This is a genomic window from Pantoea sp. OXWO6B1, assembly GCF_001641135.1.
GTDB classification, from domain to species: domain Bacteria; phylum Pseudomonadota; class Gammaproteobacteria; order Enterobacterales; family Enterobacteriaceae; genus Pantoea; species Pantoea allii.
The window spans coordinates 4,605,513-4,619,343 of the sequence record NZ_LWLR01000001.1 but is presented as its reverse complement, the minus strand read 5'-3'; the positions used below and the strand labels follow the sequence as shown (position 1 = coordinate 4,619,343).

Genomic DNA, 13,831 nt, shown 5'->3' with positions numbered 1-13,831 from the left:
TCTGGCGATCCCCTGATAGCGAGCTGTGGTGCAGACTAGTTCATCCAGCGATCGTTTTTCTTCCGGCGCGGCACCATATGCGGCAGCAGCAGACCGAGCAGCAGGCCCACACCGAGCACGCCGCCGCCATACATAAACCACTGCATGATGATCGTGCGCTGCTTGTCATCCAACTGAACGTTGGCGGCGCTGACTTTCTTCTGGGCCACAATCAGTTCGTTTTTAAGTTTCTGATTTTGCTCTTTTAAGCCGTTAATCACGCTGTCGCTGCTGGCGACTTTATTCTGCATTTCTGCCGTGCGCTGGTTCCAGCTATTATCGATATTCGCTAACTTAGCCGTCAGGTCTTTCACCTGTTGCTCCAGCTGTGGAACCCGGGTGCGCAGGCTGGGGTTTTCACTCAGCTGCGACAGTGGGATCCAGACGGTACGGCCTTCGGCATCGCGCACCTGACCATATTTGGTGGCGTCATTGGTCTGCAGCAACTGGACTTGTTCACCGGCGTTCAGCTTGCCGAGCAGGCGAAACTGATCGCCAGGGCCGCTGCGAACCCAGGTGGATAATTCGTCAGAAACGTAACGTTTTTCATCAGCGTGAGCAGGTGCAAGGGTGCTGAGGGCCAGCAAAGTGATTCCAGTGAGTGTGATTTTTTTCATTAGATTTCGTTTTGCTTAAAATGAAGATAATTTACCGGCACAGTCTGTAGAGGCTTCGCATAAATCTGAATGAGAACTATCCTGGTCTCATGACAGTGCGAAAAGGGTAGCGAAAGCACAAAGAAAGCAGAGACAGCCCGGCTTCTGTGCATTACTCTTCGCCTGAAAACCCCTAACCTTCAGCTCAGTGGATGCAGCAGAAGATAACCTGAAACAGGTAGGGAATATATCCTCAAGTACCAGCGGCGTTAGTGAATAAAAAAATATGACCATCGAGATCGAGCTTAAGTTCATTGCTAAACCAAATGCTGCCGGGAAACTGGCAGAACGGCTGGCGGCATTCCCGCATCAGCATCAGGCTGCCCGTCAGCTGACCAATATCTATTTTGAAACCGACGATAACCAGTTACGTCGATGGAATATGGGATTACGCATTCGTGGCGTGGACCAGCGCTACGAAATGACGCTGAAAACCGCTGGCACAACGCTGGGCGGGCTACATCAGCGAGGCGAATACAACGTTGATCTGACCGAACCGACGCTGGACATCAGCCGTCTGCCAGCCGACATCTGGCCGGAAGGCACCGACGTTGCGGCATTACAACAGCGCCTGCAGCCGCTGTTCAGCACCCATTTTGAACGTGAGATCTGGGTGGTCACGGCGGGCAGCAGTGACGTCGAAATTGCCTGCGATCGGGGCGAAGTCACGGCGGGGGAGTTTAGTGAACCCTTGTCAGAGGTTGAGCTTGAGCTAAAAGGCGGCCAGCGCAGCGAGATGCTGACGTTTGCCCGGCAGTTAATTGCCGTGGGCGATCTGCGGATGGGCAGCCTGAGCAAGGCTGCACGTGGTTATCAGTTAGCGAAAGGCAATCCGCCGCGTGAGTTAAAACCCTTTCCGCTGTTAAAAGCGGGGCCGAAAGCCACGGTGGAAGAGGGCATGGTCGCGGCCATGGCGGCAGGTCTTGACCACTGGCAATATCATGAAGAAGTGTGGCTGCGTGGCAACAAGCGGGCCAGGGAAGCGGTGCGTGAGGCGCTGGATGTGCTGCGTCAGGCATTCGCGCTGTTTGGTGCGTTAGTGCCGCGCAAGGCCAGCAGCGAGCTGCGTCAGAAACTCACTACGCTGGAAGAGACGCTGTTGAACGAGGATGTTGACGCCGACAGCTTCTGTTTTTCTGTCCTCTCTGTTGAAACCCAGTTAGCACTTACTCACTGGTTAGCCGAGTCGCACTGGCGGCAGTGGATTGATGAAAAAGGACAAACCAAGCTGAACGGCTCCTTTAAACGCTTTGGCGATATTATGCTGGGCCGCATCAATGCCGACCTGAAAGAAACCTTCAGCACGATTCACCAGACTAACGAGTATCAGGACAAGGCCACACGTCTGGATCGGCAGTTGCTGGCGGTCCATTTACTGGCGGGCGCCTACTCGCCGGACGCAGTGCACGACTGGCTGGCACCGTGGCAGCAGTTGCAGCGCGCAATCAGGGAGCAGCAGCACGCCAGCCTGGATTGGTTAAAGGCCCAGGCCATGAAACAGCCACCATTTTGGCTAACCAGCGGTTCGCCACGCTGAGTCATACCGCACGCTATCAGGGAGAGAACATGTTGCCATCCTTACCCAACCTATTGCGCACGCAGGCCGCGCAGGCTGTCGAACAGCTCGGGCTTGCGGATTCCGCCCTGAGTGAGGCACAGCTTGCCGGTCTGGCGTTCAGCGACTTTGTGCTGGATAACCTGCAGCAGAATCCGGACTGGTGGCAAGCGATCGCCGCGCAGTCGCCTCAGGCCGACGAGTGGCAGCAGTATACGCAGTGGTTGGGCAGTGACATGGCAGCGGTGGACAGTGAAGCCAGCCTGATGCGCGTGCTGCGCCTGTTTCGTCGTCGCATGCTGGTTCGCATTGCCTGGATGCAGTGCTTACATCACGCCACGACAGAGCAGACGCTGCAACAGTTAAGCGTGTTAGCCGAGGTGCTGATCGACGCCGCGCGCGCCTGGGTTTATCAGGACTGCTGTCGCGAGTTTGGCACGCCCTGCAATGCCGCAGGTGAGCCACAGCCGCTGCTGATCCTCGGCATGGGTAAGCTGGGCGGCGGCGAGCTGAATTTCTCGTCGGATATCGACCTGATTTTTGCCTGGCCGGAAAACGGCACGACGCGCGGCGGTCGCCGTGAACTCGACAATGCGCAGTTTTTTACCCGCATGGGCCAGCGCCTGATCAAGGTGCTCGACCAGCCCACGGCGGACGGTTTTGTTTACCGGGTGGATATGCGTCTGCGTCCGTTTGGCGACAGCGGGCCGCTGGTCATGAGCTTTGCCGCTCTGGAAGATTATTACCAGGAGCAGGGCCGCGACTGGGAGCGGTACGCGATGGTGAAAGCCCGGCTGATGGGCGATGAGCAGGATCGCTGGAGTCAGGAGCTACAGCAGATGCTGCGGCCCTTTGTGTATCGCCGTTACATCGATTTCAGCGTGATCCAGTCGTTGCGTAATATGAAAGCGATGATCTCGCGCGAAGTGCGCCGCCGTGGGCTGAAAAACAATATCAAGCTGGGGGCTGGTGGGATACGTGAAACTGAATTTATCGTGCAGGTGTTTCAGCTGATTCGCGGTGGACGTGAGCGCTCGCTTCAGCTCAGAGCCTTGTTACCCACGCTGTCGGCTATTGAATCCCTGGCATTGCTGCCACCTGAACAGGTTGCTGCACTGCGCGCTGCCTACCTGTTTCTGCGCAGGCTGGAAAACCTGCTGCAAAGCCTGACAGACGAGCAAACGCAAACGCTGCCGGAAGAGGCATTACCGCGCGCCCGTCTGGCGTGGGCGATGCAGTGTGATGACTGGTCCATGCTGAGCACACAGCTGGACGCGCACATGGCCGCCGTGCGGGCCATTTTCGATGAGCTGATCGGGGAAGATACACCGGATGTTGGCGATCGCCCCGAACTGGCCGATTTCAATATGCTCTGGCAGGACAGTCTGGAGGACAGTGAGCTGGCGCCGCTGGTGCCGCAGCTGGATACCGCGCAGTGCCAGGCACTCAATCAGGCGCTGGAGGCGTTTCGCCAGGATATCAGCCGCCGTACCATCGGCCCGCGTGGTCGCCAGGCGCTGGATCAGCTCATGCCACGGCTGCTGAGTGAAGTGTGTTCGCGCAGCGATGCCGCAGTGACCTTCAGCCGACTGGCACCGTTGCTGCTGAGCGTTCTGACCCGCAGCACCTATCTTGAACTGCTGACCGAGTACCCCGGTGCGTTACGTCACCTGATTCGCCTCTGTGCGGCCTCGCCGATGGTGGCAAGCCAGCTGGCGCGTTATCCCCTGCTACTGGATGAGCTTCTTGATCCCGCCACGCTGTATCAACCCACCGCCACCGATGCCTATCGTGATGAGCTACGTCAGTATCTGATGCGCATTCCCGCTGATGATGAAGAACAGCAGCTTGAAGCATTACGCCAGTTTAAACAGGCACAGCTGTTACGCATCGCGGCGGCAGACATCGCAGGCACGCTGCCGGTGATGAAAGTGAGCGATCACTTAACCTGGCTGGCCGAAGCCATCATTGAATCGGTGGTGCAACAGGCATGGAATATGATGGTACAGCGCTATGGCCGACCGTCACACCTTGTGCATGAGCACGAACGGGGCTTCACGGTATTGGGCTACGGCAAGCTGGGTGGATGGGAACTGGGCTACAGCTCGGATCTCGATCTGGTTTTCCTGCATGACTGCCCGCTGGAAGCGGTCACGCAGGGAGAACGCAGCATCGACGGCCGTCAGTTTTATCTGCGGCTGGCGCAGCGCATCATGCATCTGTTCAGTACCCGCACCTCGTCCGGTATTTTGTACGAAGTAGATGCGCGACTGCGTCCGTCGGGGGCGGCTGGCATGTTGGTCAGCACCTTTGAAGCCTTCGACGACTACCAGCGCAATGAAGCCTGGACATGGGAGCATCAGGCGCTGGTTCGGGCCCGCGTGGTGTTCGGTGAACCCGCCTTGAGCGAGCGCTTTAGCGCCATTCGCCGTGCCATTCTCTGCCTGCCTCGCGACGCAACGGCGTTGCAAACCGACGTCAGAGAGATGCGTGACAAAATGCGCGCGCATCTGAGTAATAAGCACAAAGGCCGCTGGGAAATCAAAACCGACGAAGGCGGCATTACGGATATTGAGTTTATCGCGCAGTATCTGGTGCTGCGTTACGCGGCCGCGCAGCCCGCCTTAACGCGCTGGTCGGACAATGTGCGGATTTTTGAACTGATGGCCACCCATCAGAAAATGTCAGATGAGGAAGCGGCTGCGCTTACCCATGCTTATGTCACGCTGCGCGATGCGCTGCATCATCTGGCGCTTCAGGAGCAGCCGGGGCACGTTGAGCCCGACGCATTCGCGCAGGAAAAACAGGCGGTGAACGGCAGCTGGCAGCGCTGGCTACAGTCACCACAATCTCTCACGGCGTGAGGCTGATAGCACCTGTCGCAACTGTGTTATCATCCGCGCACTATTTTGAATGCAGTCTGGAGTGTCTGGAATGAAAGTTACTCTGCCCGCGTTCGGCCAGGCCTCGGTGCTGGTCGTCGGCGATGTCATGTTGGATCGTTACTGGTACGGCCCCACCAGCCGTATTTCTCCTGAAGCCCCGGTTCCGGTGGTGAAAGTAGAAACCGTTGAAGAACGTCCAGGCGGCGCCGCTAACGTGGCAATGAACATTGCTGCGCTGGGTGCCGGTTCCCGTCTGATCGGACTCACCGGTGAAGACGATGCGGCTCAGGTACTGAGTAAAACGCTGAAAGATGTTCGTGTTGACTGCGATTTTGTCACGTTAAAAAGCCATCCCACTATTACCAAACTGCGTGTACTCTCGCGCAATCAGCAGCTTATCCGCCTGGACTTTGAAGAAGGGTTTGAGCAGGTTGATGCCGCCCCGATGCACGAAAAAATGCGTCAGTCGCTGTCCCGCAGCGGTGCGGTGGTGCTGTCGGATTACGGCAAAGGCGCGCTGGACAGCGTTCAGCAAATGATCACGCTGGCACGAGAAGCGAATGTGCCCGTGCTGATCGATCCAAAAGGCACGGATTTTGCGCGCTACCGCGGTGCGACGCTGCTGACGCCCAACCTGTCTGAGTTTGAAGCCGTGGTCGGCAAGTGCAAAACAGAAAACGAGATTGTTGAGCGTGGTATGCAGCTTATCGCCGACTGCGACCTTTCCGCCCTGCTGGTCACCCGTTCTGAGAACGGTATGACGCTGCTCCAGCCCGGTAAGGCTCCGCTGCACCTGCCTACGCTGGCGCAGGAAGTTTTTGACGTTACCGGCGCGGGGGATACCGTGATTGGCGTGCTGGCCGCAGCATTAGCGGCAGGTGACTCGCTGGAAGAAGCCTGTTTCCTGGCTAACGCCGCCGCAGGCGTGGTAGTGGGCAAGCTCGGCACCTCGACCGTCAGTATCGTCGAACTGGAAAACGCGATTCGCGCGCGTCCTGAACGCGGCTTTGGCATTATGACCGAAGCTGAACTCAAAGACGCCGTTGCGATGGCACGTCAGCGCGGCGAAAAAGTGGTAATGACCAACGGTGTCTTCGACATCCTGCACGCCGGGCATGTTTCGTACCTTGCCAACGCGCGCAAGCTGGGCGATCGCCTGATTGTCGCGGTAAACAGCGATGCGTCCACTAAGCGCCTGAAAGGCGACAGTCGTCCGGTGAACCCGCAGGAAAACCGCATGATTGTGCTGGGTGCGCTGGAAGCGGTGGATTGGGTGGTGCTGTTTGAAGAAGACACGCCTCAGCGTCTGATCGCCAGCGTGCTGCCCGATCTGTTAGTGAAGGGCGGAGATTACAAACCTGAAGATATCGCGGGCAGTAAAGAAGTCTGGGCAAATGGCGGTGACGTACGCGTGCTCAATTTTGAAGATGGTATCTCGACCACCAACATCATCAAAACCATTCGCGGCGACTGAATGATGATGGCGGGAGCCTGCGCGCCCGCCATCCCTTTATTTAGCGGTCTTGTCAGCAGGGTTGGCTGCCGGAACGATTGCCGGTGCCGGGCCGGGTGTGCTGGTGGCAGTGGGCGCGGCAGAAGCCGAACTCTTGCTTTCCAGCTGAGCCAGACGTTGCTCCAGCGCCGCCAGTTTTTCCCGCGTACGCAGTAACACCTGAGTCTGTACATCAAACTCTTCACGGTTGACCAGATCCATGCGGGTCATTTGTGCCTGCAGCGTCTGCCGGATTTTCTTCTCGACATCATCGCCAAATTCACGAACTCCCTTCGGCAGCGCGTCATGAACCTGACGGGCCATTTGTTCAATTTTTTTCGTGTCGATCATGATGGTTTCCTGATTACGGGTTGCTATGGCAGCATTTTACCAACGCTATGGTGACTTAAGTGTAATGCCTGAATTGAAAAGGTTAAACCTGAAATCCTTAGCGCAAAAAATGCTAAAGCAATAATGGCTTTCTGCATTGCCGCCCCGAATGGGAAGCGTTATAGTTAAAACGCTTATTCTCAGGGCGGGGCGAAATTCCCCACCGGCGGTAAATCAGCCCAGGCTGACAGCCCGCGAGCGCTTCACTCTCATGGTGAAGGTCAGCAGATCCGGTGAAATTCCGGGGCCGACGGTTAAAGTCCGGATGGGAGAGGGTAACGACATTTGTCAGGCATTATGTCTGTTTTGCGTCATTGCTACGTCTTTAAGGCGTCACTCCTAAGCTTGCCCTGATTCTGGTAACCCAATACATTTATAAGGTTTTATTACCATGAATCAGACTCTACTTTCTGAATTTGGCACGCCGAAACAGCGTGTAGAACGTGCTATCGCAGCGCTACGCGAAGGTCGCGGTGTGATGGTGCTCGACGATGAAGATCGTGAAAACGAAGGCGATATGATTTTCGCCGCTGAAACCATGACCGTCGAGCAGATGGCGCTCACCATTCGCCACGGCAGCGGTATCGTATGTCTTTGCCTGACCGAAGAACGCCGCCAGCAGCTGGCGTTGCCGATGATGGTGGAAAACAATACCAGCGCCTACGGCACGGGTTTTACCGTCACCATCGAAGCGGCGAAAGGCGTTACCACAGGTGTTTCCGCCCAGGATCGTCTCACCACTATTCGTACCGCGATTGCCGATAACGCTAAGCCAGAAGACTTAAACCGTCCTGGCCACGTTTTCCCGCTCCGTGCACACGATGGCGGCGTTCTGGCCCGTGGCGGTCATACGGAAGCGACCATTGATCTCGTTACGCTGGCGGGCTTTAAACCTGCAGGCGTGTTGTGTGAACTGACGAACGACGACGGCTCGATGGCCCATGCGCCTGAAGTCATCGTCTTCGCGAAACAACATGCTATGCCGGTGGTTACCATCGAAGACCTGGTCGCCTATCGTCGCGAGCATGAAACGCGTCAGGCCAGCTAAGCGTTTTCTCATCAGGCCAGATATTCTGGCCTGATTGTTTCACCTGGCACCGCCTGTTTTTCCCTCTTTTGTACCCTTCCATATTATTCAAATTTCCTGAAAGACAACATCATGCTTATCCGCGTGATAACGTCTGCAAACAGCGTATCGTAGTGTTCATTGAGTGAACATATTAAGGATCGCTATGAACCAGGTACGTATGCCGGCACTGTTTTTGGGACACGGCAGCCCGATGAACGCGCTAGAAGAAAACCGTTACACCGAAGCCTGGCGTCAAGCCGGTGCCACGCTGCCACGACCACGGGCGATCCTGGCCATTTCGGCTCACTGGTACACCCAGGGAACGGCGGTCACCGCGATGGATAAGCCGCGCACCATCCATGATTTTGGCGGTTTTCCGCAGGCGCTTTTTGATACCCGCTATCCCGCGCCGGGTTCACCTGAACTGGCAAACGAAATCGCTGAGATATTATCGCCTGTGCCGGTTTATCAGGACCATGCATGGGGATTCGATCACGGCTCGTGGGGCGTACTCATTAAAATGTATCCTGAGGCGGATATTCCGGTAGTCCAGCTTAGTATCGACAGCGGCAAGCCTGCGGCCTGGCATTTTGAGATGGGCAAAAAAGCTGTCTGAACTGCGCGATCGCGGTGTCATGATCGTCGCCAGCGGCAATGTCGTGCACAACCTGCGTAAGGTTCTGTGGGGCGGCGGAAACGCTTATGACTGGGCGACCGGATTCAACGACTATGTGCGCGATAATCTGGCGGTTCAGGCCGAGGCAGATGCACATCCGCTGGTGAATTTTATGCAGCATCCGGATGCGGCGTTATCTAATCCGACGCCGGAACACTTCCTGCCGCTGCTGTATGTGCTGGGATCTCGCCATGCAGACGAGGCCGTCACCGTCCCTGTCGAAGGTATGGAAATGGGCGCTATCAGTATGTTGTCGGTGCAGGTCGGCTAGCGTGAAAACAGGCCAGCGTACTGGCCTGGATAAGAACAGTTAATCGATGAACGCGTGCGGATAAAAACGCGAAAGATCCTGGGTGATCAGGTCGCGATCTTCACGCAGGCCAATGCCTGCAGGCTGATCGTCTATCAACCAGCTGCCAATCAGGGTGTAGCTGTCACCAAATTTCGGCAGAGGGTGAAACTGCTGGACGATCATGCCTTCTTCGCCGTAAGGACCGTCCACACGGGCGATCTCTTTGCCGTTTTCCACAATACGAATGTTGGCACCTTCGCGCGAGAACAGCGGTTTGACGACGTACTTGTCCATTGGTGGCACATCGTCTTCGGCAAACCAGGCGGGCAACAGGTTGGGGTGATTCGGAAACATCTCCCACAGCAGAGGCAGCAACGCTTTGTTTGACAGGATGCTTTTCCAGGCAGGTTCCAGCCAGCGTACGCCCGCATCGGCCAGCTTGGTAGAAAACATCTCGCGCAGCATAAATTCCCACGGATAAAGCTTGAACAGGTTGCTGATGACCTGATCCTGGGCATCCGTAAACTGGCCTTTCTCCCCCAGCCCTATCTCATCGATGTAGAGAAACTCGCTCGGTAGTCCGGCTTCTGTGGCACAGTCCTGTAAGTATTGCACTGTGCCGCGATCTTCATCGGTATCACGGCAGCAGGCGAAATGCAGCCAGTTAAACCCCTGTTGCTGATGAAGCACCGTAAAGCGGTCGATGAGTTTCTCTTGCAGGCTGTTGAACTGATCGCTGCCTTGCGGCAGCTGTCCAGCGTTGAGCTGATCTTCCAGCCACAGCCACTGAAAAAACGCCGCTTCATACAGCGACGTGGGCGTGTCGGCATTGTTTTCCAGCAGTTTGGCATCGCTTTTGCCGTCCCAGGCAAGGTCAAGGCGCGAGTAAAGCGAAGGCTGACGTTGTTGCCATGAGTCGCGCACGAAGTCCCAGGTGTGCTTAGGGATGCGGAATTTGGTGAGCAGCGCTTCGCTGTTCACCACTTTTTCCACCACCTGCAGGCACATCTGATGAAGCTCGGCGGTGACGTCCTCAAGATAATCAATCTGCGCCAGCGTGAACTGATAGTAAGCATCTTCACACCAGTAAGGCTCACCGTGCATGGTGTGAAAACGAAAACCAAACTCCGTGGCTTTTTCCCGCCAGCCCGGGCGCTCTGAAATCGCGATGCGTTGCATAAACGGGTTTAGCCTCCCAGCGAACGATTAGAGGTGCCGGTGGCACTGCTACGCTGCATACTGTTTTGCTTCGCGACCGTTTCACCAAAGCCACCGCGCGTGATGGTTGAGGTCGTGGTCGGCTTAGGCGCCATGGCGGTTTTAGGAACCGTCATGGTTTTACCGGAAGTGGCGTTACCGTAGTTACGGCCGGAAGCATCGACAAACTGACCATTAGCCGGGCTGTTTGGCGTTTTAGGTGAGAACAGCGGCTGCTGCGCAAAACCTGCTCCGCCACCCATCATGCGGCCCATCATATAGCCCGCCATCAATGGCATCCAGAAGCTGCCGCTTTGCTGCGACTCGGCGTTAGTGCTGCCCACGCCCGCCTGAGCAGGTGCCTGCTGACACTGGTTTTCACCAAATTCCGCCACACAGTCTTCACGCGTTGCGTATTTCGGTGCGGTGCGTTCAGCTTCTTTTTTCGCATTGTTAAACGCGGTGGTGCATTGCGCATTCTGGCCAGGGTTGGCTTTTGCGCAATCATCAGCGTTCTGATAAAGCGAGACGGTTTCATCGTTTTGTTCACAACCTGCCAGCATAAATACCGCTGATACAGCGATAGCAACAGGCGTTAAGTGTCTTGCTTGCCAGCTCTTACGAAAGGCGGCATAGCGGATCGTTTTAGTCCGTTTCATTATAAATATCCTGTGCCCAAAGGTAGCGCATAGAATAGGGGATGAGTGGCGAGAAATGAAGCTAACGGCCAGGCAGGACGGGGATCTTTACTTAGTTATACGTTTTTAAGAGAAGCGGGCCGCAAAGCAGCCCGCAACCTGATTAGTGACCGAATGGATTACGGCTGCTCTTATGGGCCGCAGGGCGCACTGGCGCCGTGGCGGTTTCTGAAGAGGACGCGATATGATCGTCACCCAACACCTGCTGAACGTTTTGCGGCTGAACGGTTTCAGGTGACGTGGAGATCTCTTTGCCTAACTGGCTGTTGAGAATACCCAGACTCTGCTCGTTTAGCGTACCCAGCGCATAGCTGATGTTCAGCTGGTTAATCAGATAGCTGTAACGGGCATCTGACAACTGCTGTTTCGCGTTATACAGGGTTGAGGTGGCGTTCAGCACATCAACGATGGTACGCGTACCGACCTGATAACCGGCTTCCATTGCGTCTAATGAGCTTTGCGCAGAAACCACGGCTTGTTTATAGGCCGCAATGCTGCTCGCTGACGCATTTACGTTGTTGTAAGAAGACCGCACCGTCTGGACAGCGGAACGGTGCGCCGCTTCCAACTGCTCGCTGGCGCTGACAAAGCTGTATTGCGCCTGTTTCACCTGCGAGGTCACGCTGCCGCCGCTGTATAGCGGAAGCGTAAAGCTCAGGCCGACTTTACTGTTTCCGGTAATCGAGTCGGTTGAGTTTGCACTCTGTTCAGCGCGGCTTCCGCCGTACTTGCTGTTAGACAGGCCGGTTGAGGCAGTCAGATCGAGCGTTGGCAGGTGGCCTGACTCTGCAGAACGAATCTGCTCACGGGCTAAATCCTGATTCAGGCGAGCAGAAAGCAGATTAAGGTTACGGCTTTCTGCCTGCTTGAGCAGCGAGTTAACGTCATCAGGTTTGGTGGTTTTAAAGCGATCGATATTCAGCGAGGCCAGCGCCAGATAGTCCATGCCGGTGATCTGACGCAGGGACTCCACCGAGTTATCCAGGTTATTCCGCGCTGTCACTTCATTCGCCAGCACGCTGTCATACTGTGCGCGGGCGTTCTGCACGTCGGTAATCGCAACCAGGCCCACGTTGAAGCGCTGAGTGGTTTGATCCAGTTCGCGGTAGATGGACATCTTCTGCGCTTCGACGTAAGAAAGCGTATCAATAGCTTTCAACACGTTGAAATAGGCCGTGGCGGTATTCAGAATCAAATCCTGCTGAGCAACCTGATACGTGACGTCCTGAATACCGGCGGTTTTTTCCTGCAGAGTCAGCGCGCGCCATTTTGACATGTCAAAAATGGTTTGCGTCAATTGCAGTGTGCCACTGGTCGTGTTGGAATGAATACCGCTACTATCACGATAGCCATTTGCATAGCTATAGTCTGCACCCAAACCCAGCTGTGGTAATAAAGGGCTGCGCGCTTCGTTGATTTTCTCAAACGCAGCATCGCGAGTGGCAGCGGAACTCCGCAGATCCGGGTTGCTTAAACGCGCTTGTTGGTAAACCTGAAGCAGGTTTTCCGCCTGGCTGGCGACGCTGAAACCGCCCAGGCTCAGCCCAATAAATAATGGGAGCAGTTTTTTCATTTGCATTCCTTTTGTTGCAGCAAATCGCAATGATAGTGCCGCCGGTAAGCCAAAAATTATCGCAGATTCTAGCAGAGGGCAACTGTGAGATAAGGTGGCTGAACGTGCCATATTTGTGTGTTTCAGGTAAATAACTCAGTAATGACTGTTTGAATGGTGCCTGGGCTTGTGTTTTATCTGTGTCATCCCAATCTGCAAAAGGAACCCAATGATGAAGGACAATAAAACATCACCTGTGACTTTCACAAAAAATGATGTAGAAATTATTGCACGAGAAACAGCCTACGACGGTTTTTTTTCCATCGTTCGCTACCGCTTTCGTCACCGTCTGTTTAAGGGCGGGATGAGCGGGGAAGTGACCCGTGAAGTTTTTGAGCGCGGTCATGCTGCCGTACTGCTACCTTATGATCCCATCCGTGATGAAGTGGTGCTGATTGAACAGATCCGCATCCCGGCCTTTGACTGCAGCCCAACGCCGTGGCTACTGGAAATGATTGCGGGCATTATTGAGCAAGGTGAAACCCCGGAACAGGTAGGACGCCGTGAAGCCTTAGAAGAAGCCGGTCTGGACGTTGGCCGGGTGAAGCCCGTGTTGAACTATCTTGCCAGCCCCGGCGGCACCAGCGAACGTTTATCGGTGATGGTCGGTGAAGTGGATGCCAGTCTGGCAACAGGATGCCATGGTCTGGAGGAAGAGAATGAGGATATTCTCGTGCATGTGGTCAGCCGTGAACAGGCCTACCACTGGATGGAACAGGGGATTATTGATAACGCGGCATCTGTCATCGCCTTGCAATGGCTGGCACTGCACCATAAAGAACTTCGAGAAGAGTGGACGCAAAAATGAAACAGCGCTATACCCCTGATTTCCCCGAGATGATGCGGCTGTGCGAGACCAATTTCGCCCAGTTACGCCGTCTGCTACCACGCGATGACGAGGCAGGCGCATCGGTGATCTATCAGGTAAGTGGCGCCCGCTATCAGTTAACGATTGAAGAATCCACCCGTTACACCACGCTGGTCGAAATTCGTCAGACGGTCCCGGCGGTGAGTTACTGGAGCCTGCCGTCGATGTCTGTCAGGCTGTATCATGACGCCATGGTCGCTGAAGTGTGTTCAACACAGCAGATCTATCGGTTTAAAGCGCGTTATGATTACCCGAATAAAAAGATGAATCAGCGTGATGAAAAACATCAAATCAATCAGTTCCTCGCTGACTGGTTACGCTACTGTCTGACGCATGGCGCGATGGCAGTACCGGTTTGCTGATACGTATAATGCATTGAATGGCGTAGAGACGAAGGAAACG

11 protein-coding genes, 1 pseudogene and 1 riboswitch are annotated in these 13,831 nt (G+C 55.4%); of the genes and pseudogenes, 7 read left to right on the top strand and 5 right to left on the bottom strand.

Annotated features, from left to right (window positions below; all coding sequences use genetic code 11):
* Positions 1-35 precede the first annotated feature (35 nt).
* On the bottom strand, positions 36-656 hold the full coding sequence (locus A6A26_RS23470; RefSeq protein WP_063880972.1) for a TIGR04211 family SH3 domain-containing protein: 621 nt from the start codon (positions 654-656) through the stop codon (positions 36-38).
* A 265-nt stretch (positions 657-921) separates the two neighbouring features.
* Between A6A26_RS23470 and A6A26_RS23465 the strand changes: the two genes are divergently transcribed.
* The 3 genes from A6A26_RS23465 (at position 922) to hldE (ending at position 6,609) form a co-directional block, all read left to right on the top strand.
* Entirely contained in the window at positions 922-2,232 is a 1,311-nt protein-coding gene (locus A6A26_RS23465) for a CYTH domain-containing protein (protein WP_063880971.1), read from the top strand.
* 29 nt (positions 2,233-2,261) lie between these two features.
* Positions 2,262-5,114 (top strand): bifunctional [glutamate--ammonia ligase]-adenylyl-L-tyrosine phosphorylase/[glutamate--ammonia-ligase] adenylyltransferase, encoded by a 2,853-nt coding sequence (gene glnE / locus A6A26_RS23460; RefSeq protein WP_063880970.1) that lies wholly within the window; start codon positions 2,262-2,264, stop codon positions 5,112-5,114.
* 70 nt (positions 5,115-5,184) lie between these two features.
* On the top strand, positions 5,185-6,609 hold the full coding sequence (hldE, locus tag A6A26_RS23455; RefSeq protein WP_063880969.1) for a bifunctional D-glycero-beta-D-manno-heptose-7-phosphate kinase/D-glycero-beta-D-manno-heptose 1-phosphate adenylyltransferase HldE: 1,425 nt from the start codon (positions 5,185-5,187) through the stop codon (positions 6,607-6,609).
* A 36-nt stretch (positions 6,610-6,645) separates the two neighbouring features.
* Here hldE and A6A26_RS23450 read toward each other — a convergent pair whose 3' ends face one another.
* Positions 6,646-6,978, bottom strand: a complete 333-nt coding sequence (locus A6A26_RS23450) for a ubiquinone biosynthesis accessory factor UbiK (protein ID WP_063880968.1) — start codon at positions 6,976-6,978, stop codon at positions 6,646-6,648.
* 171 nt (positions 6,979-7,149) lie between these two features.
* Positions 7,150-7,298: riboswitch (FMN riboswitch) on the top strand.
* A gap of 110 nt (positions 7,299-7,408) precedes the next feature.
* Between A6A26_RS23450 and ribB the strand changes: the two genes are divergently transcribed.
* Both ribB and ygiD read left to right on the top strand, forming a co-directional pair.
* Entirely contained in the window at positions 7,409-8,065 is a 657-nt protein-coding gene (gene ribB / locus A6A26_RS23445; protein WP_063880967.1) for a 3,4-dihydroxy-2-butanone-4-phosphate synthase, read from the top strand.
* Between the two features lie 184 nt (positions 8,066-8,249).
* Positions 8,250-9,033, top strand: a pseudogene (ygiD, locus tag A6A26_RS23440) (4,5-DOPA dioxygenase extradiol).
* A 39-nt stretch (positions 9,034-9,072) separates the two neighbouring features.
* Here ygiD and A6A26_RS23435 read toward each other — a convergent pair.
* The 3 genes from A6A26_RS23435 to tolC form a co-directional block, all read right to left on the bottom strand.
* Positions 9,073-10,233 (bottom strand): glutathionylspermidine synthase family protein, encoded by a 1,161-nt coding sequence (locus A6A26_RS23435; protein ID WP_063880966.1) that lies wholly within the window; start codon positions 10,231-10,233, stop codon positions 9,073-9,075.
* A gap of 8 nt (positions 10,234-10,241) precedes the next feature.
* On the bottom strand, positions 10,242-10,910 hold the full coding sequence (locus A6A26_RS23430; protein WP_063880965.1) for a DUF1190 family protein: 669 nt from the start codon (positions 10,908-10,910) through the stop codon (positions 10,242-10,244).
* A 142-nt stretch (positions 10,911-11,052) separates the two neighbouring features.
* Entirely contained in the window at positions 11,053-12,522 is a 1,470-nt protein-coding gene (gene tolC / locus A6A26_RS23425) for an outer membrane channel protein TolC (protein WP_063880964.1), read from the bottom strand.
* Positions 12,523-12,733: 211 nt separating this feature from the next.
* Between tolC and nudF the strand changes: the two genes are divergently transcribed.
* Complete coding sequence (gene nudF / locus A6A26_RS23420; RefSeq protein WP_063880963.1) at positions 12,734-13,369, top strand: ADP-ribose diphosphatase; 636 nt, start codon at positions 12,734-12,736, stop codon at positions 13,367-13,369.
* Positions 13,366-13,791 (top strand): DUF1249 family protein, encoded by a 426-nt coding sequence (locus tag A6A26_RS25260; RefSeq protein ID WP_063880962.1) that lies wholly within the window; start codon positions 13,366-13,368, stop codon positions 13,789-13,791. Before nudF ends, A6A26_RS25260 begins: the two co-directional genes overlap by 4 nt.
* Positions 13,792-13,831 lie beyond the last annotated feature (40 nt).

What these genes read in the sequence shown, in the direction of transcription:
- tolC (WP_063880964.1), bottom strand. Translation starts at nt 12,522, where the DNA reads ATGAAAAAACTGCTCCCATTATTTATTGGGCTGAGCCTGGGCGGTTTC.
- hldE (WP_063880969.1), top strand. Translation starts at nt 5,185, where the DNA reads ATGAAAGTTACTCTGCCCGCGTTCGGCCAGGCCTCGGTGCTGGTCGTC.
- A6A26_RS23470 (WP_063880972.1), bottom strand. Translation starts at nt 656, where the DNA reads ATGAAAAAAATCACACTCACTGGAATCACTTTGCTGGCCCTCAGCACC.
- A6A26_RS23435 (WP_063880966.1), bottom strand. Translation starts at nt 10,233, where the DNA reads ATGCAACGCATCGCGATTTCAGAGCGCCCGGGCTGGCGGGAAAAAGCC.
- A6A26_RS25260 (WP_063880962.1), top strand. Translation starts at nt 13,366, where the DNA reads ATGAAACAGCGCTATACCCCTGATTTCCCCGAGATGATGCGGCTGTGC.
- A6A26_RS23450 (WP_063880968.1), bottom strand. Translation starts at nt 6,978, where the DNA reads ATGATCGACACGAAAAAAATTGAACAAATGGCCCGTCAGGTTCATGAC.
- A6A26_RS23430 (WP_063880965.1), bottom strand. Translation starts at nt 10,910, where the DNA reads ATGAAACGGACTAAAACGATCCGCTATGCCGCCTTTCGTAAGAGCTGG.
- ribB (WP_063880967.1), top strand. Translation starts at nt 7,409, where the DNA reads ATGAATCAGACTCTACTTTCTGAATTTGGCACGCCGAAACAGCGTGTA.
- A6A26_RS23465 (WP_063880971.1), top strand. Translation starts at nt 922, where the DNA reads ATGACCATCGAGATCGAGCTTAAGTTCATTGCTAAACCAAATGCTGCC.
- nudF (WP_063880963.1), top strand. Translation starts at nt 12,734, where the DNA reads ATGAAGGACAATAAAACATCACCTGTGACTTTCACAAAAAATGATGTA.
- glnE (WP_063880970.1), top strand. Translation starts at nt 2,262, where the DNA reads ATGTTGCCATCCTTACCCAACCTATTGCGCACGCAGGCCGCGCAGGCT.